Origin of the sequence: Pseudogemmobacter faecipullorum (genome assembly GCF_020539525.1) — a bacterium.
GTDB lineage: Bacteria > Pseudomonadota > Alphaproteobacteria > Rhodobacterales > Rhodobacteraceae > Pseudogemmobacter > Pseudogemmobacter faecipullorum.
Window position 1 is genome coordinate 44,828 of record NZ_JACDXX010000014.1, and the last position, 21,268, is coordinate 66,095.

General features: G+C 63.3%; 16 protein-coding genes. 5 read left to right on the forward strand and 11 right to left on the reverse strand.

Annotation, left to right across the window (positions count from 1 at the left end; translation table 11 throughout):
* Positions 1-13 precede the first annotated feature (13 nt).
* Genes bhcC through bhcA form a run of 3 tightly spaced genes read right to left on the reverse strand, consistent with a single transcriptional unit; the run spans position 14 to position 3,354 of the window.
* Positions 14-1,177, reverse strand: coding sequence for a 3-hydroxy-D-aspartate aldolase BhcC (gene bhcC, locus H0485_RS14850; RefSeq protein ID WP_226936733.1), 1,164 nt, complete (start codon positions 1,175-1,177; stop codon positions 14-16).
* Positions 1,174-2,166 (reverse strand): beta-hydroxyaspartate dehydratase BhcB, encoded by a 993-nt coding sequence (bhcB, locus tag H0485_RS14855; protein WP_226936734.1) that lies wholly within the window; start codon positions 2,164-2,166, stop codon positions 1,174-1,176. Before bhcB ends, bhcC begins: the two co-directional genes overlap by 4 nt.
* Positions 2,167-2,169: 3 nt before the next feature.
* A complete protein-coding gene (bhcA, locus tag H0485_RS14860; RefSeq protein ID WP_226936735.1) occupies positions 2,170-3,354 on the reverse strand; it encodes an L-aspartate--glyoxylate aminotransferase BhcA in 1,185 nt (394 codons plus the stop codon).
* 194 nt (positions 3,355-3,548) lie between these two features.
* Between bhcA and bhcR the strand changes: the two genes are divergently transcribed.
* A complete protein-coding gene (gene bhcR / locus H0485_RS14865; RefSeq protein ID WP_226936736.1) occupies positions 3,549-4,364 on the forward strand; it encodes an HTH-type transcriptional regulator BhcR in 816 nt (271 codons plus the stop codon).
* Positions 4,365-4,367: 3 nt separating this feature from the next.
* On the opposite strand, the gene H0485_RS14870 is transcribed toward bhcR, so the two are convergent.
* Positions 4,368-5,141, reverse strand: coding sequence for an IclR family transcriptional regulator (locus H0485_RS14870; protein WP_226936737.1), 774 nt, complete (start codon positions 5,139-5,141; stop codon positions 4,368-4,370).
* A gap of 93 nt (positions 5,142-5,234) precedes the next feature.
* Here H0485_RS14870 and H0485_RS14875 point away from each other — a divergent pair, with 93 nt between their 5' ends.
* Positions 5,235-7,382 (forward strand): malate synthase G, encoded by a 2,148-nt coding sequence (locus H0485_RS14875; protein WP_226936738.1) that lies wholly within the window; start codon positions 5,235-5,237, stop codon positions 7,380-7,382.
* Here H0485_RS14875 and H0485_RS14880 read toward each other — a convergent pair.
* Positions 7,369-7,590, reverse strand: coding sequence for a hypothetical protein (locus tag H0485_RS14880; protein WP_226936739.1), 222 nt, complete (start codon positions 7,588-7,590; stop codon positions 7,369-7,371). The genes H0485_RS14875 and H0485_RS14880 overlap by 14 nt on opposite strands.
* Before the next feature lie 655 nt (positions 7,591-8,245).
* Between H0485_RS14880 and H0485_RS14885 the strand changes: the two genes are divergently transcribed.
* The 3 genes from H0485_RS14885 (at position 8,246) to H0485_RS14895 (ending at position 13,461) form a co-directional block, all read left to right on the forward strand.
* Positions 8,246-9,436, forward strand: a complete 1,191-nt coding sequence (locus tag H0485_RS14885; RefSeq protein WP_226936740.1) for a pyridoxal-phosphate-dependent aminotransferase family protein — start codon at positions 8,246-8,248, stop codon at positions 9,434-9,436.
* Between the two features lie 312 nt (positions 9,437-9,748).
* A complete protein-coding gene (locus H0485_RS14890) occupies positions 9,749-12,703 on the forward strand; it encodes an FAD-binding and (Fe-S)-binding domain-containing protein (protein WP_226936741.1) in 2,955 nt (984 codons plus the stop codon).
* A 332-nt stretch (positions 12,704-13,035) separates the two neighbouring features.
* Complete coding sequence (locus tag H0485_RS14895) at positions 13,036-13,461, forward strand: GlcG/HbpS family heme-binding protein (protein ID WP_226936742.1); 426 nt, start codon at positions 13,036-13,038, stop codon at positions 13,459-13,461.
* Between the two features lie 560 nt (positions 13,462-14,021).
* Here the strand turns inward: H0485_RS14895 and H0485_RS14900 are convergent.
* From H0485_RS14900 to H0485_RS14925, 6 genes are all read right to left on the reverse strand, one after another.
* Positions 14,022-16,208 carry a hybrid sensor histidine kinase/response regulator gene (locus tag H0485_RS14900; protein WP_226936743.1) on the reverse strand — a complete coding sequence of 729 codons (2,187 nt, stop codon included), beginning with the start codon at positions 16,206-16,208 and terminating at the stop codon, positions 14,022-14,024.
* Complete coding sequence (locus tag H0485_RS14905) at positions 16,205-17,362, reverse strand: FIST signal transduction protein (protein ID WP_226936744.1); 1,158 nt, start codon at positions 17,360-17,362, stop codon at positions 16,205-16,207. The genes H0485_RS14900 and H0485_RS14905 overlap by 4 nt, the downstream gene beginning before the upstream one ends.
* A 66-nt stretch (positions 17,363-17,428) precedes the next feature.
* Positions 17,429-18,115, reverse strand: a complete 687-nt coding sequence (locus H0485_RS14910) for a response regulator (protein WP_226936745.1) — start codon at positions 18,113-18,115, stop codon at positions 17,429-17,431.
* A gap of 183 nt (positions 18,116-18,298) precedes the next feature.
* Positions 18,299-18,715, reverse strand: a complete 417-nt coding sequence (locus H0485_RS14915) for a hypothetical protein (RefSeq protein ID WP_226936746.1) — start codon at positions 18,713-18,715, stop codon at positions 18,299-18,301.
* Entirely contained in the window at positions 18,697-19,326 is a 630-nt protein-coding gene (locus H0485_RS14920; protein ID WP_226936747.1) for a pentapeptide repeat-containing protein, read from the reverse strand. The genes H0485_RS14915 and H0485_RS14920 overlap by 19 nt, the downstream gene beginning before the upstream one ends.
* 64 nt (positions 19,327-19,390) lie before the next feature.
* Positions 19,391-21,250, reverse strand: a complete 1,860-nt coding sequence (locus tag H0485_RS14925) for a PQQ-dependent methanol/ethanol family dehydrogenase (RefSeq protein ID WP_226936748.1) — start codon at positions 21,248-21,250, stop codon at positions 19,391-19,393.
* Positions 21,251-21,268: the final 18 nt, after the last annotated feature.

Consider the following 21,268-nt stretch of genomic DNA (forward strand, 5'->3'; position numbering starts at 1 on the left):
TTTCTGCGCCGGATTACCAGGAACGACCACGGGCCGAGACCGGCCAGAGCACCTCAACTTTTCCGCCACGCACGCCCACATACCAGTCGTGAACATTACAGGTCGGATCACAATGCCCGGGAACCAGGCGCAGCTTCTCATTGATCTTCAGCACGGCTTTGGGATCGTCAATCACCCCATGCTCATCCGAACATTTGATGTATTTCACATCCTCACGGCCAAAGATCACCGGCAGACCGCTGTCTACCGACTGCGCCTTCAACCCGGCATCACAGACCGCCTGGAAGGGTTTGGCATGGCTCATCACACTGGTCAGAATGAACAGAGCATTCTGCCATTCACCCCGGTCGATGCGATTGCCCTGCCGGTCGCGGATCCGGCCATAATCGGCATCCATGAACGCATAAGAGCCACATTGCAGCTCGTTATAGATGCCTGAATTGCTTTCGAAATAATAGGAGCCTGTACCGCCGCCCGAGACCAGTTCGGGCTTCAGCCCGACCGCCTCCAGCTGCTCTGAGGTTTCCTTCACCAGCGCAATCGCGGCATCAAGCCTGGTCTCACGCTCGGCAAAATCCTCGATATGCTGCATCGCGCCCTGATAGGCCTGCAGCCCGCGGAAACGCAGCCCTGGCGCCGCGGCAATGGCCTCGGCGATTTTCACCACCACCTCCGGCGCGGTGACGCCGCAGCGCCCGGCGCCACAATCGATCTCGACAAAACAGCCCAGCGTGGTGCCATGGCGCATCGCTGCCTCAGACAGCTCGGCCACATTATCGATATCATCGATGCAGGTGATGATCTCTGCCCCCAGCTTTGGCAGCCGGGCCAGCCGGTCGATCTTGGCCGGGTCGCGCACTTCGTTTGTCAGCAGAATATCTCTGATCCCGCCCCGCACGAAAACCTCGGCCTCTGATACTTTCTGACAGCAGACCCCGATGGCATTACCGATGCGCATCTGCAGTTTCGCGACATCCACCGATTTATGCATCTTGCCATGCACCCGCAGCCGCATGCCGTGATCGCGCGCATATGCGCCCATCTTGCGGATATTGGCTTCCAGCGCATCCAGGTCGAGGATCAGACAGGGGGTCTGAATATCTTTCTCATCCATCCCCGGCAGCGCCGGGACGTCATAGCCCACCTCAGGACCGGTCAGTGTTGCTTCGATAGTCATGGCAGGCCCTTCTGCATCCAGGGAAGTCTTGTCAGATCGACGTTTCCGCCGGTGATGATAATGCCGAGCCTTTGCCCGGCAAAAAGATTCTTATGCTTCAGCACCGCCGCGAGAGGCACCGCGCTGGAGGGTTCCATCACGATTTTCAGGCGCTTCCAGATCAGCAGCATCGCCGCGACGATCTCTTCTTCAGAGACGGTCAGGATATCGGTCACATGGCGCTGCACAAAATGCCAGGTCAGCTCTTTCAGCGGCACTTTCAGCCCGTCAGCAATGGTTTGCGGCGCATCATCGGCGATAATCCTGCCCGCTTTCAGGCTGCGACAGGCATCATCGGCCTGTTCGGGCTCGGCGGCATAGATGCGGACCGCCGGAGCGATCTGCGATAAAGTAAGGCATGTGCCCGAAATCATCCCACCTCCGCCGATCGGCGCGATCACCGCATCGAGACCAGACACCTGATCTGCCAGTTCCAGCGCGCAGGTCCCCTGGCCCGCGATCACCCGGGGGTCATTATAGGGATGGATAAAGTCCGCACCGGTCCCGGCCAGAACCCCGGCAAAGACCGCCTCGCGCGATGAGGTTGAGGGTTCACATTCCACCAGCCGGGCCCCATAGCCCAGCACCGCATCTTTCTTTGCCTGGGGCGCGCTATGCGGCATGACAACCGTGCAGGGAATGCCGCGCCGGCCAGCCGCCCAGGCCAGACAACTGCCGTGATTGCCGCTGGAATGGGTCGCCACCCCGCGCGCCGCCGCCGCATCGCTCAGGCCGAAGACGGCATTAGCCGCGCCCCGGGCCTTGAACGCCCCGGCTTTCTGCAGGTTCTCACATTTAAAAAACAGCTCTGCCCCGGACAGCTCATCCAGCATCCGCGACGTCAGAACCGGCGTGCGGTGAATATGTCCGGCGGTACGGTCCCGCGCCGCCAGCACGTCCTGGAACTGCGGGATCTGCAGCGCGACCTCGTTAATCTGACCCGCTGCCATGGCTCAGGCCGCCTGTTTCATCGGCTGCACCGCCGTGGTGCGGTAAACCTCCTGGGCCGCCGCGACGCCGCTGCCGAGCCGGACCGGCAGTCCAAGATCAGCCATGCACATCTCGAGCACGGCCAGCCCCGAAAGCGCCGCCATATCACTCAGCTGACCCAGATGGCCAAAGCGGAACACCTTACCCGCCAGCTCGCCCAGCCCGGTCCCGAAAGCGGTCTGGTATACATCCGCGGCCCGGGTGACGATGCCGGTGGCATTAAAGCCAGGGGGGGTGCAGATCGTGGTTACGGTCTGCGAATAAAGATCGGGTGACCGGGCGCAGAGCGGCATGCCCCAGGCCCCGGCCGCCGCCCGCACCCCGTCAGCGATGCGCTTGTGGCGGGCGAAAACCACGTCCAGCCCCTCGGCCAGCAGGCTATCGGCCGCGAGACGCAGACCCGCGATCAGCCCCACAGGCGGCGTATAGGGGTAAAGGCCAGCCGCATTGCTGCGCCCCATGTCCCGGATATCAAAAAAGCAGCGGGCGAGTTTGGCCGTCGCACAGGCCTGCATGGCCCGGGCTGAAAACACCACAATCGCCAGACCGGGGGGCAGCATGAAGCCCTTCTGCGAGCCGGTCACCGCGATATCGACGCCCCAGTCATCAAAACAAAAATCCATCGAGCCAACCGAGCTGACCCCATCGACCAGCAGCAGTGCCGGATGGCCCGCCGCATCCAGCGCGCGGCGCACCGCAGCAATATCCGATACCACCCCGGTGGCGGTCTCATTATGGGTGGCGAGCACGGCTTTGATCCGGTGCTCTTTATCGGCGGTCAGGATCTCTTCATAGCGATCTGCGGGCAGGCCTGCCCCCCAGGCCGCCTCAACCACCTCGACCGCCAGGCCATGGCGCTGGCACATATCAATCCAGCGCTGGCTGAACATGCCATGCCGTGCCGCAAGAACTGCATCACCGGCAGAGAGCACATTGCTGATCGCCGTCTCCCAGCCGCCGGTGCCGGTTGAGGGAAAGAGAAACACCTCGGCCTCCCGGGTTTTTATCACCTGGCGAACCCCGGCAATCGCCGGGTGCAGCAGATCGGCAAAAGCACTGGAGCGGTGATCCAGGGTGGGCATATCCACCGCCTTGCGCAGGAATTCCGGCAAATTGGTCGGGCCGGGAATGAACACGGGGTTTTGCATGGTTGCTCCTCCTCGATCAGCCATGAACCGAGGCTAGCAGGGCTGACAGCCTGCGGATATATTTTTGAAAAATAGTTTCGCCAGATGATAAATGCAAAAAACTACATTTATATCAGACAGTTGTTTTTTTCATTGTACAAAATAGTTTTTCGTAATTTAATTTTATTCTGCAGTCTTTCAGGAAAGCCCGACCAATGTCACAGCCTCCGGCCCGGCGTGGACGCCCCAAAGCGATGTTTCCGGCCGAAGCGCCAGGCACGATTCAGGCTCTCGACCGTGCGCTTGAGGTGATCGATCTGCTCTCGCAGCGCGAGGGTATGACCCTGACCGAGATTGCGGTGGCGCTTGACCAGTCGGTCGCGACAATGCACCGGGTTCTGGCAACCCTCGAGGCGCGGGAATTTGTCGAACTCGCCCCCGAGCGCCAGGACTGGCATATCGGCCCCGGGGCGTTTCGCGCGGGTTCGGCCTTTCTGCGCCGCACCAATGTGGCCGAACGGGCCCGGCCGGAAATGCGGGCGCTGATGACGGAATGCGGCGAGACCTCCAATCTCGGCGTCGACTGGAAAGGCCAGGTGCTGTTCCTGAGCCAGGTCGAATGCCATGAGATCATCCGGGCCTTCTTCCCGCCCGGCACGGTCGCCTCGAAACATGCCTCCGGCATCGGCAAGGCTTTGCTCAGCCAGTATCCCCCCCTGCGGCTGGCGACCTATCTGGCCAGCGCCCCGTTTGAGCGTTTCACCGCCCGCAGCCTGACCAGCGCCAGCGAACTCGCCGCGGATCTCGCGAAAGCGCGGGCGGCAGGTTATGCAGTTGATGATGAGGAACGAACCCCTGGCATGCGCTGTGTCGCAGCCGCGATCCTCAATGTCCATGGCGAGGCGATTGCCGGGATTTCGGTCTCGGGGCCGAGCCAGCGGCTGAGCGATGACCGCATCGCCGGGATCGGCCACATGGTCAGCGCGGCGGCTGGCCGGATCGGCAAGCAGCTTGGTGCGGGCCAGGGCTGAGGCTCAGTCCGGCGCCCACCCGCCCATCACCCGGGTCAGCTCAAGCGCCTGATCGCGCACCCGCGCCCCAAGCGCCGCCATATCCCCGGCGGCGAGGCGCACGGTCAGGGCCGAGACCGAAAGCCCGCCCAGCGGCTCGCCGGCAGGCGACCAGACCACGGCGGCAACACAGCGCATCCCGGCGGTAAATTCCTCATCATCATAGGCGAAACCGCGCGCCCGGATGGCCATGATCTCGGCCCGCACCTCTTCCATATTGCGCAGGCTTTTACGGGTCAGCGGCCGCAGCCCGTGGCGCGCCACCAGCGCCTCGATCGCTGCATCGGGCCAGGTGGCGACGATCGCCTTGCCCATGCCCGAATTCATCACCGGCGCCCGCCCCCCCGGTGAGGCAATCGCGCGGATAATCTCGCGGCTTTCCACCTGGGCAACCGTCACCACCTCGCCATCCTCCAGAATACCCAGATTGGTGGTTTCCCGCGTGGCATCGCGCAGCTGACGCATGAAGGGCATCGCCGCGGCGATAAAGCTCTGCCAGTTGGCGAATGCCACCCCCACAGCAAAGGCCTTGCGCCCGACATACCAGCGGGTCCGCACCGGATCAAACTGCGCAAAGCCGTTGCGCTCCAGCGTCACCAGCAGCCGGTGCGTGGTCGAGATCGCCAGGCCTGCCTCACGCGCCAGATCGGACAGGCGCGTGCCGCCGGGTTTGGTGGCCAGGGCCTCCAGAAGCATCAGGGCCCGATCGACGGACTGAACGGTTCCGCTCTTTTCCATAGATCCAAGATTATTCCACATCGTGGAAAACTTTCAAGCAAAACTGGAGGCCCCGCATGCGGAGGTATACGATAGCACACAAAGGAGATTGCCATGACCGCTCACACCTCCCGGGCCGGCCTGCAGGTTGCCCCTCTTCTCGCCGATTTCGTCGAAACCCGGCTGTTGCCAGGCCTGCCGATCAGCCCTGGCACCTTCTGGGCCGGATTGTCTGAGCTGCTGACCGGGCTGATGCCGGAAAACCAGCGCCTGCTCGCGATCCGCCAGCAAATGCAGTCGCAGATCGACGACTGGCTGAAGGCGCGGCGGGCGTTGCCATGGGACAATATCGCCTGGCAGGATTTCCTGCGCGAGATAGGCTATCTGCAGCCCGAAGGTCCGGCTTTTACCATTGCCACCACGCCTTCGGATCCCGAAATGTCCAGCCTCGCCGGGCCGCAGCTCGTCGTGCCGGTGATGAATGCCCGTTTTGCCCTGAACGCGGCAAATGCCCGCTGGGGCAGCCTTTATGACGCGCTTTACGGCACGGATGCGCTGCCTGGCGCCGCGGCTGGCCCGGGATTTGACCCGCAGCGCGGAGCTGAGGCAGTGGCCTGGGCCGCCCGTTTCCTTGACCAGGCCGTGCCACTGGCTTCGGGTTCGCATGCTTCGGTCACAGATTACCGCATTGAAGGGGCCAGTCTCCTGGCCGTCGTCGATGGCAAAACGACGGGCCTTGCAGAACCCACGGCTTTTGTCGGCCATTCCGGTTCCGGCGCAAAACGCTCGGTGCTGCTGCGCCATAACGGGCTGCATCTTGAGCTGGTCTTTGACCCTGGCCATCCGGTCGGTGCGACCAGCCCCTCGGGCCTGCGCGATATCATGCTGGAATCGGCACTGACGGCGATCCAGGACTGCGAGGATTCGGTCGCTGCCGTGGATGCTGAGGATAAAGTCCTCGCCTATTCGAACTGGCTGGGGCTGATGAAGGGCGATCTGACCGAAGCTTTTCCAAAAGGTGGAAAGGTTCTGACCCGGCGCCTTAACCCTGACCGCAGCTTTACCGCTGCCGATGGCAGCCCGCTGACCCTGCCCGGTCGGGCGGTGCTGCTGGTGCGCAATGTGGGTCATCTGATGACCACCGACGCCGTGCTGCTGCAGGGGCGTGAGGTCCCGGAAGGGCTGCTCGATGCGATGATCACGGTCACCGCCGCTATGCACGATCTGCAAAAGACCGAAGGCCCGCGCAATTCGCGCAGCGGCTCGGTCTATGTGGTCAAGCCCAAGATGCATGGCCCCGAAGAGGCTGCCTTCGCCGACCGGACCTATGCCATGGTCGAGCGCCTGCTGGGCCTGGCCTATGGCACGGTGAAGCTTGGGCTGATGGATGAAGAGCGTCGCACCTCGGCCAATCTGCGCGACTGCATCCGCGCCCTGAAAGACCGCATCGTCTTTATCAACACCGGCTTCCTTGACCGGACCGGCGATGAAATACACACCGTGATGCAGGCCGGGCCGGTGCTGCCGAAAGACGAGATCCGCACGGCGGTCTGGCTGCCCGCCTATGAAGATGGCAATGTCGATGCGGGCCTTGCCAGCGGGATGAAGGGCCGCGCCCAGATCGGCAAGGGCATGTGGGCCAAACCCGATGCGATGGCCGAAATGCTGGCGACCAAAACCGGTCATCCCAAATCCGGGGCCAGCACGGCCTGGGTGCCCTCGCCCACGGCAGCAACTTTGCATGCCACGCATTACCATCTGGTCAATGTGGCGGCGGTGCAGGACAGCCTCGCCAGCCGTGAAAGGGCCAGTCTTGATGCGCTGATGACACCGCCACTGCTGCTGGATCGCAAGCTTTCTGCCGCAGCGATCCAGCGCGAGGTTGACCTGAACTGCCAGTCGATCCTCGGCTATGTGGTGCGCTGGGTCGATCAGGGCATCGGCTGCTCGAAAGTGCCCGATATCGACGATGTCGCGCTGATGGAAGACCGCGCCACTTTGCGGATCTCGGCGCAGTTTCTGGCCAACTGGCTGCTGCATGGGCTGATCACTGAGGCGCAGATTGAGGAAAGTCTGCGGCGTATGGCGGTGGCGGTCGATCAGCAAAACAGCGGTGATCCGGCCTATCGGGCCATGGCACCGGGCTTTGACGGCGCTGCTTTCCAGGCCGCGCGCGCGCTGATCCTGGAAGGGGCAGCTCAGCCCTCGGGCTATACCGAGCCGCTGCTGCACGCCTGGCGCCGCCGCGTTAAAGCCGGCTGATCCCGGGCAAGGCCTCCCCCCGCACCACCGGATGTGCGGGGGGAACGTCCGCCGGGGCGAGGGTGACCTGCGAGACGCAAAACCTCGCCACTTTTCCGGCCAGATACTGCTTTAACAGCGCAGCAGGTCCGGCAGGGTCGTGGTTCACCGGCAGGCGGATGATGTTTTCATACCCGATCATCGCCTGCTGCCAGCCTGCGGCGGCCATAGTCGCAATTGCGCACCCGCCGAACCCGAGCCGCAAACGCGTGATACTGCGCCAAATTGCGCCGGGAGCGTCTGGCACTGCACCCCCGCCAGGATTGCCTCATGGATCTGCGCATTCACCGCGAACTATCCGGCAGGCCAATTGTTGTGGAGATGACCGGCCATCGCTTCAGGCAGCTGCCACATAACAGCAATTTTCGTCTCGCCGATGTTGTGGCAAATAGCTCTCCGGCAAGGCCATGCAAGTGCCGCCATCAGCGGGAGCCACACCTCCTGCCCCGCCTGTGCAATCCGGCCACCCGGGAAGCGCGCCTGGCCCTGAGTATCACAAGGGTGTCGGCTGCCAGCCCTTTCAGCGCTGCGCGCGGCAGAGTATGTGAGGCGCCATACTTGCGCAAAGCTCTGCTTCCGGGATCTTCTCCGGCGAGAACCCGGTGTCCTGGATCATTTGGCACAGCATATGCGCCTGTTCTTCATGCAGCCTGCGCCACCGGACCGGCCCCTCGCCGGTGAACAAAGCCCGCCTCTCCGGCGCCGTCATGCATCGGCATGCGCTTTTGTTGCAGGTTAATGAATTCACTTAATCGTCACTATTGACAGGGTCTCGGATATTTTGAATTCATTATTGAGTGAAATTTGATCTGGAGGAATTCGTCATGTCACATCGCTCAGGCCGTCATTTCCTGCAGATCCCCGGCCCCAGCCCGGTGCCGGACCGCGTGTTGCGCGCCATTTCCGCCCAGACCATCGATCATCGCGGCCCCGATTTCGCTGAAGTCGGCAAGAAGGCGCTGCAGGGGATGAAGTCGATCTTCAAAACCAGCCAGAATGTGGTGATCTATCCCGCCTCCGGCACCGGCGCCTGGGAGGCAGCCCTCGTCAATGTGCTGAGCGAAGGCGATCATGTGCTGATGTATGAAACCGGCCATTTCGCCACGCTGTGGAAGAAAATGGCGGCAAAACTGGGGCTGAAGGCCGAGTTTATCGAGGGCGACTGGCGCGGCGGTGCCGATCCGGATGCGATCGAGACCCGCCTGCGCGCCGATAAAGCCCATGAGATCAAAGCGGTCTGCGTGGTTCACAATGAAACCTCGACCGGTTCAGTCTCGCCCATCGCCGAGATGCGCCGCGCCCTTGACGCCGCAGGTCATCCGGCCCTGCTGATGGTCGATTCCATCTCGGGCCTCGGCTCGATTGATTTCCGCTTTGACGAATGGGGGGTCGATGTCTGCGTTTCCGGCTCGCAAAAGGGGCTGATGCTGCCGCCAGGCCTGTCATTCAACGCCGTCAGCGAGCGGGCTTATGACTATTCGAAAACCGCAGGATCGCGCCGTTCTTACTGGGACTGGCAGGAGATGGTTGAGATCAACCGTGGTGGCTATTTCCCCTATACTCCGGCGACTAACCTGCTGTTTGGCCTGAATGAAGCGATTGGCCTTCTGCATGCTGAGGGGCTCGACAATGTCTTTGCCCGCCATCAGCGCCATGCCGCCGCGACCCGCGCCGCCGTGCAGCAATGGGGGCTGGAAAACCTTTGCACCAGGCAGGGTCAGGAAAGCGGCGTGCTGACGGCCGTGCTGATGCCCGAAGGGCACAGCGCTGATGCTTTCCGTGCTGTCGCGCTGCAGCATTACGATATTTCGCTCGGCAGCGGCCTGTCGAAAGTGGCGGATAAGGTGTTCCGCATCGGCCATCTTGGCGATTTCAACGATCTGGCGCTGGCCGCCACCCTGTCCGGGGTTGAGCTGGCTTTGCGCAAAGCAAAGGTCCCGCATCAGCCCGGCGGTGTCGAGGCTGCGCTTGCCATGCTGGAAAACACCCAGTTCGGACAGACCGCCGCCGCCTGAGACAGATGCCCCGGACCGGCCAGGACCGGGGCATATTACCAGGCCGCTTTTGTCAGTTCAGAGCTTTTCAGCCGTTGAATATTGAATTCATTATTAAGCTGTGAAAAGCTCTGAAGGGCCGGGAGGGGAGCCCCAGGCTGCGTGTCGGGTCCAGACAGATCGCCACGCCTGAAAAGGGAGGAGAAAGGACGTCCGCAGCTGCGGGCGGCTGATTGTCCGCGCCAGCGGGCCTCCTCAGCACGCCGGTCGGCTCTGTCCAGCCCGACCACCCATAAGCCAGGCCAGCCCGCCCGAGACAAGCAAGGCGATCCGATGAACGCACCGCATAAACCGCTCCATCCTCCGGCCGCCAGGGCCGAAGCGCAGCGCCGGTCTTTTGAGGCCGCCCTGCAAAAGGCGATGGAGGGGGAAAGCCGGTTCGACAGTTTCAGCCGGGCGCGCTATGCCACCGATGCCTCGATCTATCAGATCACGCCCCGCGCTGTCGCCTTCCCGAAACATGAGGCAGACATCGCCGCCGCGCTGCAGGTCGCGGCCGCGCATGATGTGCCGGTCATCGCGCGCGGAGGCGGCACCTCGCAGAATGGTCAGCCGATCGGCACCGGGCTGGTCCTTGATATGTCACGCCATTTCGGCGGGGTGACCGATTATGATCCGGCGGCGCGCCGGGTGCGGGTGCGGCCCGGAACGGTGCTGAGCACGCTGAACGGCCAGCTGGCAAAAGACGGGCTGTTTTTCCCGGTTGAGCCCTCAACCGCGACACGCTGCACGCTGGGCGGCATGGCGGGCAATAATTCTTCTGGCGCGCGCTCGCTGCGCTTTGGAAAAATGGCCGATAACGTGCTGGCGATTGATGCCATGTTCCATGACGGCGAGAGTTTCTCGCTTTCCGACAGCACCGCCGCCGGATCGCATCGGGCGCAACAGGTGATCGGGCGCCTGACCGCCCTCGCCCGCGAGCATCGCACGGATATCGAGAGCATTTTCCCGAAAGTGCAGCGCCGTGTCGGCGGCTATAACCTGGATGAGCTGCTGCCGGCGCAACCCAATGCAGCCCGGCTGCTGGTGGGATCCGAGGGCACGCTCGCGCTCTCAACCGGCCTTACCCTGCAGCTGTCGCCGCTGCCGAAGCATCGCGTCATGGGGGTCTGCCATTTCCCCGATTTCCGCAGTGCGATGCAAACGACGCAGCATATTGTCGCCCTCGGCCCGGTGGCGGTTGAGCTGGTCGATAATAATGTGCTGGTGCTGGGCGCGGATATTCCGATCTTTGTGAAAACCCTGGGCGATATCACCCGGGGCACCCCCAATTGCCTGCTGCTGGTCGAATTCGCCGGGGATGATCTGGCGGCGCTGAAGCAGGATCTGAAACGGCTCGATCAGTGCATGGCCGATTATGGCTTTGCCGATGCCGTGGTCGAAGTGGTTGAGCCCGCACGACAAAAGCCGGTCTGGGAGGTGCGCGAGGCCTGCCTCAATATCATGATGTCGATGAAGGGCGACGGCAAGCCAATCTCCTTTATCGAAGACTGCGCCGTACCGCTCGAACATCTGGCCGATTACACCGATGCGGTGAGCGGCGTCTTTGCGAAATATGGCACCCTTGGCACCTGGTATGCCCATGCCTCTGTCGGCTGCCTGCATGTGCGGCCCATTCTGAATATGAAGACCGCCGAAGGCGTGCAGCATATGCGCGCGATAGCCGAGGAAACCGCCGATCTGGTAAAGCGGTTCAAAGGCTCTTATTCGGGCGAGCATGGGGATGGCATCTCGCGCTCGGAATTTGTCGAGCCGATGTTCGGATCAAAGCTGACCCGGGCGTTTGAGCAGGTAAAGGATGCTTTCGATCCGCAGAACCGGCTGAACCCGGGCAAGATCGTGCGCCCGCTGCGCATGGATGACCGTAGCCTGATGCGGTTTAAGCCTGACTATCGCACCAGCCTGCCCGGCGCCCCGGCGCTCGACTGGTCGGAATGGGGCGATTTCGGCGGCGCGGTTGAAATGTGCAACAACAATGGCACCTGCCGCAAACTGGCGGGGGGTACCATGTGCCCCTCCTACCGTGCCACCCTGGATGAGACCCATCTGACCCGGGGCCGGGCCAATAGCCTGCGCCAGGCCATTTCGGGCCAGCTCGGGCCCGGGGCCTTCACCTCGCCCGGAATGAAAGAGGCGATGGATCTTTGCGTATCCTGCAAGGGCTGCAAGCGTGACTGCCCGACCGGGGTGGATATGGCGCGGATGAAGATCGAATTTCTGCATCATTACCATAACCGGCATGGCCTGCCGCTGCGCGAGCGGCTGATCGCCCATCTGCCGCGCTATGCCCCCTATGCGGCAAGGCTGGCCCCGCTGCTGAACCTGCGCGACCGGATCCCGCTGCTGGCGCGGTTGTCAGAAAAGCTGCTCGGTTTTTCGGCAAAGCGCAGTCTGCCGCAATGGCGCAAACCCTGGCGCGAGAACGCGAGCCCGGCCCGGCCCGGGGATGTTCTGGGCGACGGGCTTGACCTTGTATTGTTTGGCGACACGTTCAACCGCTATTTTGAGCGCGAAAACCTTGAGGCTGCCGAGCGGGTTCTGCGCGCCGCAGGCTACCGGCTGCACCGTGTTAAAGCTGCGGGCAGCGCCCGGCCGCTTTGCTGTGGCAGAACCTATCTCTCCTCTGGCCAGACCGATGCCGCGCGTGATGAGGCCCGGCGCTCACTTGCGGCTTTGCGCCCCTTTGTCGAGCGCGGCGCAAGGGTGGTGGGGCTGGAACCCTCATGCATTTTCAGCTTCCGCGATGAGATGACGGCTTTGTTGCCAAAAGAGGAAACCGGCTTCATCTCTGGCAAGGCGCTGCTGTTTGAGGAGCTGCTGGCCGGGGATCTGCGCTCAGGCCGGATCACCCTGCCGCTCGCAGACCAGCAGGGCCAGGTGGCGCATGTGCATGGTCATTGCCATCAGAAGGCCTTTGACGCGATGGGAGCGGTCGAAACCGTGCTGCGCGCCGTGCCCGGGCTTGAGGTGAAGATGATCGAAAGCGCCTGCTGTGGCATGTCGGGTGCCTTTGGCTATGCCGCAGAAAATCTTGAAGTATCGATGAAAATGGCCGAGCTGTCGCTGCTGCCCGCCGTGCGCAGAGCCGGGGCAGAGGATCTGATTATTGCCGATGGCACCAGCTGTCGCCACCAGATCCATGACGGGGCGGCCCGCGATGCGCAGCATGTGGCGCGGGTTCTCGATCATGCCCTGCGGCCCGAAGCCAGGCACAGCGGGAGCGCGTGAGGCGGGGGCAAGAGGAGCAGGCGGCAAAGGAGAGCGGCGGCACTGTCGCGCCCGGCCTGGCTGGGACAGGCTGTTATTCCGGTCAGGGGCCTGGCCGGAGCCAGGCCCTCTCTGCCCGCTGCGCACCGGCCCCTGCCTTCGCACTGGTCAAAGCCTAAGGAGTTGATAAACAGGAATTCTGCCGCCAGTTGACGGGCGATGGGTTAACTGTGAAATCTCTGCCCGCTCCATGCCCCGTCACTGCTCCGGCCGACCCTGGTCAGTTGCTGACCTGCACCGCTTTCGGCCTCTGAACCGGCCGGATTTCCCTGATCTTTACTGGATGAGTTAATATGGACCTGACCCTTGCAACCGCAGACAGCATCGCCCGCGCCTGTATTACCCGCGCCGCCGAAATGGGGCTGAAGCCGCTGACCATCGCCGTCGTTGATGCCTCGGCCGAGCTGGTGGTGCTGCTGCGCCAGGACGGCACCAGCCTGCTGCGCCCGGCAATCGCCCAGGGCAAAGCCAAAGGGGCGGTCGGCATGGGCCTCGGCTCGCGTGCCCTCTACAACCGGGCACAGGAACAGCCCTATTTCATCCAGTCGATGAATGCGCTGGCCGGCGGATCCCTGGTCCCGGTGCCCGGGGGCGTGCTGATCCGCCAAGCGGGAAAGATCATTGGTGCGGTGGGGATCACCGGCGACACCTCGGACAATGACGAGGCCTGCGCGGTGTTCGCCATTGAACAGGCAGGCTTTACCGCCGACCCCGGCTGAGCCAAAGCTCACTGACCTCAGTGCAGACCGGCTGCGTTTCACCGGACCGGTCTGCACGCTTATGGTCATCATTGGCAGCTCGGGCGCTGAACTGGGGGGCGCGGCTATAGCTCGCCCGCCCGAACGAAGACCTGATCCCGGCCAATAAAAAGAACGATATGGTCAACCGGGTGAAAGAGGTGACCTCGAAACCCGAAGCGCGCTTCAGTGACGAGGCTGCCATTTCCGCAATGGAAACGCTGATCACGCATGGGCTGGAGGGTCTGAAAACTGCAACGAAAATGAGGGCCTCTGGCTGGCCAATCTGCGGCCGCCGGGCAGATCTGCTTGCGAAAAGCCTGCAGAAAAGACCAGCTGAAGCCGGGCTATGCGCCGATACGGAGAGCGGGGGCAGCCCCCCGGGCCGTGACAGACGACCGGAGAGGCCAGGCTGGATGGCAGAGCCTGGCCCGGTGGTGTCAGCTTAGCTGGCATTGCTGCGAAAGGGGCAGCCTCTGGCACCCGGACCAGAAGGCGGTCTGTGAGCGCTCCCGGAGTAAGCCGGGCGGCTCTGGCGCGTTTCAGTCCGATTGCAGCACAAAAGCACCGAGCGCGTCGGGGTCGATCGGTTTAAACATGATCTCAAGCCCGGCCGCCCCCGCGGCGGTACGGGTGGCGGCGGTGCGGTCGGCGGTGATGATCCGGGTCGGGCGCTGGCCAAATGTCCGGTGCAGGATCCTGGCGGTCTCGACCCCGGTCGGCCCCGCGCCAAGCTGCTGATCGATCAGATAGAGATCGGGGACGATGCCGATCTCCTCGAGCAGCCCGATGGCTTCGGGGCCGCTTGCTGCCTCCAGCACATCAATGCCGCGCCGCTCAAGCAACAGGGCGATGGCGCGGCGCAGCCCCTCATCATTCTCGACCAGAAGCGCGATCCGGCCGCAGGGCGCATCCTCCATCTGCAGCGGCGCCGGTGCCAGGCCCGCTGGCGGCAGATCCGGCGCGACCGGCAGCTCCACCGCAAAACAGGTGCCGAGGCCGGGGCGCGAGCGCAGGGTCAGCGGATGGCGCAGCAGGGCACAGGCGCGTTCCACAATCGCAAGGCCGAGCCCCATTCCGGCAGCGGCGGAGGCCGAGCCACCGATGCGGTGAAATTCGCGAAACACCGCCTGCTGATCCTCGGGGGCGATGCCGGGGCCGGTGTCATGCACCTCGACCCGCACCGCGCCCTTCAGGCGACGCACCCCGACCAGAACCCGGCCCTGGCTGGTGTAGCGCAGCGCATTGCCGATCAGATTTTGCAGGATCCGGCGCAGATAGGCCGGATCGCTTTCCACCGCCAGGGCGCAGGGCAGGATGGTCAGCCGCAGCCCCTTTTCTGCCGCGAAAGGCACGAATTCATCGGTCAGCTGCGCCAGCAGCAAAGACAGCGGCAGCGGGGTCACGTCGATTGACCCCGAGCCCGCCTCAAGCCGCGAGATATCCAGCAGCGCTCCCAGAATTCCCTCGACGCTGATCAGCGCATTATAGGCTTTTTCCAGGGTGGTGGACTGGCCCGGCCCAGCCTCATCCCGGGCGGCGGCCACGAAAAGTTTGGCGGCCGAAAGCGGCTGCAGCAGATCATGGCTTGCCGCCGCGACAAAGCGCGAGCGGGTGGCATTGGCACGCTCGGCGCTGGCGAGGGCAGCGGCCAGCTGCTCGGTGCGGGTGGCGACGCGCGCTTCGAGCGTGGCATTGGCGCGCAGCATCGAATGGATGGCGAGGCGCTCGCGGCTGACATCGGTGAAAGAGAGCACAAAGCCGCGCCCGGGCATTTCCTGGCCATAGACGGCCAGAACCATGCCGGTGGGCTGCTCGATCTCAAAGGACAGAGGCGGACAGGGGCCGGACTGCCAGATCCAGGCCCTGAGCCGCTCGGGGCTGAAACCATCGGAAAAAGCGGTGTGAGACAATGCGGGCGCGATCAGCGCATCGTAATCCACGCCCCGGCGCAACAGCGGCGCGCGGATATCGAGCAGCTGCGCCAGCCGCCAGTTCCAGCCCGCCAGCCGCCGCTCGGCATCAAAAATTGCCACCCCCTGGTTGATATGGTCCAGGGTCGCGCGGATGATCCGGGCCTGGTCATCAAGCAGCTTGCCGCGCTCCGAACGTTCGGCGCGGATGATCTCGGTCACATTGGTCTGCAAAACGACCGTGCTGCCATCCTCCATATGCTGCTCGCTGATCTGCAGCCAGCGGTCGCCGGTCAGATCGACGTAAAAGATCCGGTCCGAGCGGTGCAGCGCCATCCGCTTTTCCACCCAGGCTTCCGGGCCTTCGTCCGGGGGCAGGCGCAGATTTTCTGAATGGCTGACCGCGCGGATATAATCGGGAAAGCTGATCCCCGGATGCAGCCGGGCGCGGGCATCGGGCAGATCGCCGCAGAACCGGCTGTTGTGCAGCACGAGGCGCTGCTCGGGGTCGAACAGGGCAAAGCCCTCCTCGATGGCCTCGACGGCCTGGCTCAGCTGGCGGCGCGAGCTTTCGGCGGTGCTGTTGGCCTCATGCAGCAGGCGCAGCGCGGCTTCCAGCTCACGGGTGCGCTGGCGGACATGTTCTTCCAGCACGGCGGCGCGGCGGAACTCCTCAAATGCGGCATCCCGGTCGCCCTGGCCCTGCTCGGCATGGCTCATCAGCGCAGCGGCAATGGTCAGGAGTTTTTCGATCTGGCGGGCGGGGCTGTCTTTCGGATCAAGCAGCCCTGCGGTGATCGGCGGTTGCGGGTTCATGCCTCTTCCTCCAGCCGGGTGCCGGGCGGATAAAAGACGCAGCCGGTCAGCGTGTGGTTGACATGCATCGGGCCGATCTGCTCGCCATAGGTGGAAAACCCCCAGACCCGGTGACGGCGCAGCACATCCGAGACCTTATCGGTCAGCTGTTTCTCGCGCCCCTCGATCCGGCGCAGGATGCAGTCAAAGGCCAGCACGGCAACCGGCTCGGCCGGGGCCCGCAGCCGTTCCAGCCCGGCAGAGAGATGGCCGACCAGATCATGCGCTTCGGTCAGAGACAGCACCACCCCAGAGGCAATGGCCGAAAAAAACAGCAGCTCGCCCGATGGCAACATGCGCTGAATAGCGCGGACATGGTGGCGCGCGCCGATGCGCAAAGCCAGCGGATAGGCGGCAAAGGTGAAACTGTCGAGCATCGCCAGATCCCGGCCCAGCAGGCGCGCATATTCCTGCGCCGCCGGCTCGCCATTGATCTGCCGCACGATCCGGGCCGAGGGATCGGCATCGGTGACCACCATCCGCACCCCGGTAGGATGCAGGTGGTCCATATTCAGCGCCCGGACCGGACAATCGCTGCGCAGCACACAAAGCACCGCCGCATGACGCATCGCTATGCCATCATGGAGGATAAAGGTGCGCTCAAAGCGGGTGCCATCTCCGGCCGAACCGCCAACCAGGGGCATATTTCCCGCCCCCCCTGCGAGGGCGGCGGCCAGCTCATCCTCGCGCACCGACAGCCCGTCGACCAGCAAAAGCCCGCATTCATAGGGCAGAGCTGCCTGGCCGGAAGACAGGCGCTGGCGGATCTGCAACAGATCGGCGGCAATATCGTTACGGGACAGGCGGTCGAGATCGGGGATCAACAGGGTTTCAGCCAGGAAATGGCGGCTGGAAAAGCCAATTGCAACGATGGTTTCCTCTTCATAGCCCGCGCCGGTGATTTCCCCTGCTGTGGTGCAGCCCACCACCCGGGCCATCGGCCAGGCCGATCTGGCCGCGCCCGCGATCCCGGTCAGATCGGCCTCGGGCGACAGCAGCAGCAGAACCAGCGCGAAGGGTCCGGGGCCAAGCGCCCGGGTCAGCTGGCCCGCCACATCCGCCTCGCGGACTGAGACGCTGGCCCGCGCCACGATCTGATCGCCTGTCAGCTGCACCTCTTCCCCCTTGCTGTCTCCCTGCCCGCCATGGAACCCCGGGCGGGCGCGAAAATCCAGCCCCCGTCATCCCGGCGGGGGTGTCAGGGTGAAGCTCAGTTCCTGGGCAAAGAGAACCGCCTGGGTGCGGGTCTGCACGCCAAGCTTGCGCATGATCGCGGTGATATGGGCCTTTACCGTGGTCTCGGCGATGGAAAGCTCATGGGCGATCTGCTTATTCATCAGCCCGGCGCTGACCAGCTGCAGGATCTTGCCCTGCTGGCGGGTCAGAAGCGCCAGCCGCGCCACCGCCTCTTCGGCCGGAGTGGCAGCGGTCTGTTCCAGAATGCGGCGGCTGGAATGCACCTCGCCCCGGGCAATCGTGTCAAAAGCCTCGCGAAAAGCGCCGCGTTCGGCATGTTTGGGGACAAAAGCGCTGACCCCTGCGCGCAGCGCCGAGCGCACCACCCGCAGTTCATCCATCGAGGAGACCACGATGATCGGTGTCGCAGGCGCCGCCTGGCGCATCCTGACCACACCGTCCAGCCCGTTCACATCCGGCAGGTTCAGATCCAGCACGATAACATCGGGCATGTCTCCGCCTGCCAGCCGGTCCAGCGCCGCGCCGAGGCTGCCCACCGCATCCACCTGGTCGATCCCGACCTGTCCGGTCAGCGTCATCGATAATGCGTCGCAGAACAATGGATGATCATCGACGATCAGCGCCGAGCGCAGCGGGTAATCCGCGTCCGAAATACCGAATGCCTGCGCCATGCCTTCCCTCCCCGGGGCTGCGGATGCCGGGTCATCTTCCCCGGCTGAGCCGCTCAAATCTGGAGTCTAGCGCGACCCCGCCCCCCCGCGCAAAGAGAACAGTCGCACAGAGCAAACATCCGATGCGCCGGGCAGAAAAAGTATTCGACCATAGTCGTAGCAGTCGCGGCAGGAAAACAGGGTTCAGGGGGCCTCAAGGCTGATCCGCCAGCCGCCCGAGGCATTGATCTGCAGGCGGTAGCGACCGGGCTGGGCCATCAGGAAAGAGCCGGTGCCCGCCCCGGCCTGGTGCAGATTCTGTACCACCTCGCCGCTGGCATCGAGCAGATAGATCACCATGATCGCATCCATGCTTTCAAACTGCAGCAGCGTCGGGGCGGTGATGTCAAAGGAAGGGGTAACCTGGCTGCCAGCGCCCTGAAACCTGCGGATCGCCGCCTGGAGCGGCAGCGCATCATAACAGGCCAGCCGCGCCGCAGCGCCGGAATGACTGCGGCAGGCCATGAGGCCCGCCGTCAGATCCTGCGCTCCGGCCGGTGCTGCCTGCACCAGCAGCAGCGCCAGCGCGATATTGCGCCGCTTTACCAGTTGAACGGGCATCCGGTGCAATTCTCCATATGGACGCCCTCCCAGATGGCATAGGGCGCGAAATTGCCCTCAAGCACCGCATCGGCGAAATCAGCATTGTAGAATTTGGTTTCCATCAGATTGGCACCGATGATGGTGGCGCCGACAAATTTGCCTTTATGGACTGTGGCCGCCTCAAGACTGGCGCCGGTCAGATTGCTTTGCGAAAAATCGGCTCCGGCAAGGCGCGAAGAGGTGAGGTTTGCCCCGACCAGTGTGGCACGCTGCAGGTCGATCCCCTGGGCCTGGGCCATTTCCAGACTGGCCCCGGTCAGATCCGCCCCCGAGAGATTGGCACCTTTCAGTTCGGCTCCGAAAAAATTGACGCGTGTCAGTTTCGCGCCGGAAAGGTCGATACCGTTCAACTTCTGGCCGCGCAGATCGGCATGACGCAGATCGGCACCCTGGCAGGAGGCGCCCGGCTTCAGCTCGCAGCCGCCGATCACCAGCGGGCCTTGCTGCGGCTCATCGGTATCGACGATCACCGGAAAGCCAAGCGCATCACTATTGCCGCTCAGCACATCCGCTGCCGCGATGAAAGATGTGCAAAAAAGGGCCAGAGCGGCCAGAAGACAGGGTTTCATCGGTCAGATCCTCTGCAGCGGAACAGGCGGGCAGGTCAGACCTGCCCGCCCGGGAGTTCAGGGCTCAGTTGGCCGAGGCCAGCAGCTCATCAGGGATCTCAAAGACCCAGAACGAGCCACCCTGGCTGACCTGGGTGGTCAGCGTCGCCATATCGCCACCCCAGAGCGGCACCGCTCCGCCATAGCCCGACGCGATACCGAGATATTGCTTGCCGTCCAGCTCCCAGGTCACCGGCTGCGAGATGACGCCCGAACCGGTGTTGAAGGACCAGAGCTGTTCGCCGGTCTCGGAATGGAAGGCCTTCACATAGCCATCCGAAGTGCCGGTGAATACGAGATCGCCTGCGGTTGCGAGGGTGCCGGCCCAGAGCGGGAACTTCTCTTTATGCTCCCATTTCTTCTCGCCGGTGGCCGGGTCATAGGCGCGCAAAGTGCCGATATGGTCGTCATACATACGCTTGATCCGGAAGCCCTGGCCCAGATAGGCGGCCCCGGCCTGATAGGTGACATTCTCGGTCCAGTAGTCTTCTTTCCAGTTATTGGCCGGAATGTAGAACAGGCCGGATTTCTGCGAATAGGCCATCGGGTTCCAGTTCTTACCGCCGAGGAACGGCGGCGAGACTTCGATCGTGGCGCCTTTGTCTTCGCCCTCTTTCGGCAGCGGCGGACGCTGGCCTTCGTTTTCAATCGGGCGACCGGTCTCAAGATCGATGCCTTTGGCCCAGGTGATATTATCAACAAACGGGAAGGCATTCAGCAGAGCGGTCGGGCGGTTGATATCGCCACCACGCTTGGAAAGCGCATCAATATCCGTGACATAGAAGAAGCCGTTGCGGTCGGCATGGCCACCGGCGCGATGCTTCTTGCCCTCTTTATCGGTATAGTCGAACAGGACGATCTCATTATTGCCCGAGAAGTCCCAGGCATCATTCGGGGTATGCTGGTAGAAGCCGACCAGCTCGCCATTCGACGGATCGACATAGGCCTGGCCCGAAGTATAGAGGCTGTCGCCCGGGGTGCGGGCCCAGGTGTTCCAGGGCGCGGGGTTACCGGCGCCAACGATGATCGTATTGGTCTCTTCGTCATAGACCGCCGATTGCCAGGGGGCACCGCCGCCATGGTTCCAGGCCTCGACCTTGGAGCCATCGGCATTATTGGGCCAGCTCGGAGCGGCGGGATCGCCGGTGATCGTGCCTTCGGCGCCTGCCAGCGCGCCCTTGTGACCCTCAACAAAGGGGCGCATCCAGATTTCTTCACCGGTATCGGGATCGCGGGCGTAAAGCTTGCCGACCACACCGAATTCATCGCCCGAAGAGCCGTGGATCAGCATGACCTTGCCGGTCACCTTATCTTTCACGATGGTCGGCGCGCCGGTCATCGTATAGCCGATCTTGTGATCCTCGAACTTCTCACGCCAGACCACTTTGCCGGTATTCTTGTCCAGAGCATAGATTGAGGCATCCAGCCCGCCGAAGAAGACCTTGTCGCCATAGATCGCAGCGCCACGGTTCACCACGTCACAGCAGGGCCGGATATCCTCGGGCAGACGGGCCTCGAATTTCCACAGCCGCTCGCCGGTTTTGGCGTCAAGCGCCCACATCCGCGAATAGGAGCCGGTGATATAAATCACCCCGTCATGGACAATGGCCTGGGTCTCCTGGCCGCGCTGTTTCTCATCGCCGAAGGAGAAGGCCCAGGCCGGGCGCAGATGCTTGACCGTATCCGAATTCACCTGATCCAGCGTCGAATAGCGCTGAGCCTTATTGCCCATGCCATACATCAGCACATCCTGGGTGGTCTCGCTGTCGGCCTGAATATCCTCCCAGGTGACATCCTTGGTGACGCGCCCCTCGGCAAGCGCCATCCCTGCCATGCCGATCAGCGCAATCGCACTGGCGGTGGTCAGTTTCTTAAGCTTGGTCATGTCGTCTCCTCCATCCAT

Excerpts from the sequence above, each read along its gene's own strand:
- H0485_RS14890 (WP_226936741.1), top strand. The coding sequence starts at position 9,749 with ATGAACGCACCGCATAAACCGCTCCATCCTCCGGCCGCCAGGGCCGAA.
- bhcA (WP_226936735.1), bottom strand. The coding sequence starts at position 3,354 with ATGCAAAACCCCGTGTTCATTCCCGGCCCGACCAATTTGCCGGAATTC.
- H0485_RS14915 (WP_226936746.1), bottom strand. The coding sequence starts at position 18,715 with ATGCCCGTTCAACTGGTAAAGCGGCGCAATATCGCGCTGGCGCTGCTG.
- H0485_RS14895 (WP_226936742.1), top strand. The coding sequence starts at position 13,036 with ATGGACCTGACCCTTGCAACCGCAGACAGCATCGCCCGCGCCTGTATT.
- H0485_RS14875 (WP_226936738.1), top strand. The coding sequence starts at position 5,235 with ATGACCGCTCACACCTCCCGGGCCGGCCTGCAGGTTGCCCCTCTTCTC.
- H0485_RS14920 (WP_226936747.1), bottom strand. The coding sequence starts at position 19,326 with ATGAAACCCTGTCTTCTGGCCGCTCTGGCCCTTTTTTGCACATCTTTC.
- bhcB (WP_226936734.1), bottom strand. The coding sequence starts at position 2,166 with ATGGCAGCGGGTCAGATTAACGAGGTCGCGCTGCAGATCCCGCAGTTC.
- bhcC (WP_226936733.1), bottom strand. The coding sequence starts at position 1,177 with ATGACTATCGAAGCAACACTGACCGGTCCTGAGGTGGGCTATGACGTC.
- H0485_RS14880 (WP_226936739.1), bottom strand. The coding sequence starts at position 7,590 with ATGGCCGCCGCAGGCTGGCAGCAGGCGATGATCGGGTATGAAAACATC.
- bhcR (WP_226936736.1), top strand. The coding sequence starts at position 3,549 with ATGTCACAGCCTCCGGCCCGGCGTGGACGCCCCAAAGCGATGTTTCCG.
- H0485_RS14870 (WP_226936737.1), bottom strand. The coding sequence starts at position 5,141 with ATGGAAAAGAGCGGAACCGTTCAGTCCGTCGATCGGGCCCTGATGCTT.
- H0485_RS14900 (WP_226936743.1), bottom strand. The coding sequence starts at position 16,208 with ATGAACCCGCAACCGCCGATCACCGCAGGGCTGCTTGATCCGAAAGAC.
- H0485_RS14910 (WP_226936745.1), bottom strand. The coding sequence starts at position 18,115 with ATGGCGCAGGCATTCGGTATTTCGGACGCGGATTACCCGCTGCGCTCG.
- H0485_RS14925 (WP_226936748.1), bottom strand. The coding sequence starts at position 21,250 with ATGACCAAGCTTAAGAAACTGACCACCGCCAGTGCGATTGCGCTGATC.
- H0485_RS14885 (WP_226936740.1), top strand. The coding sequence starts at position 8,246 with ATGTCACATCGCTCAGGCCGTCATTTCCTGCAGATCCCCGGCCCCAGC.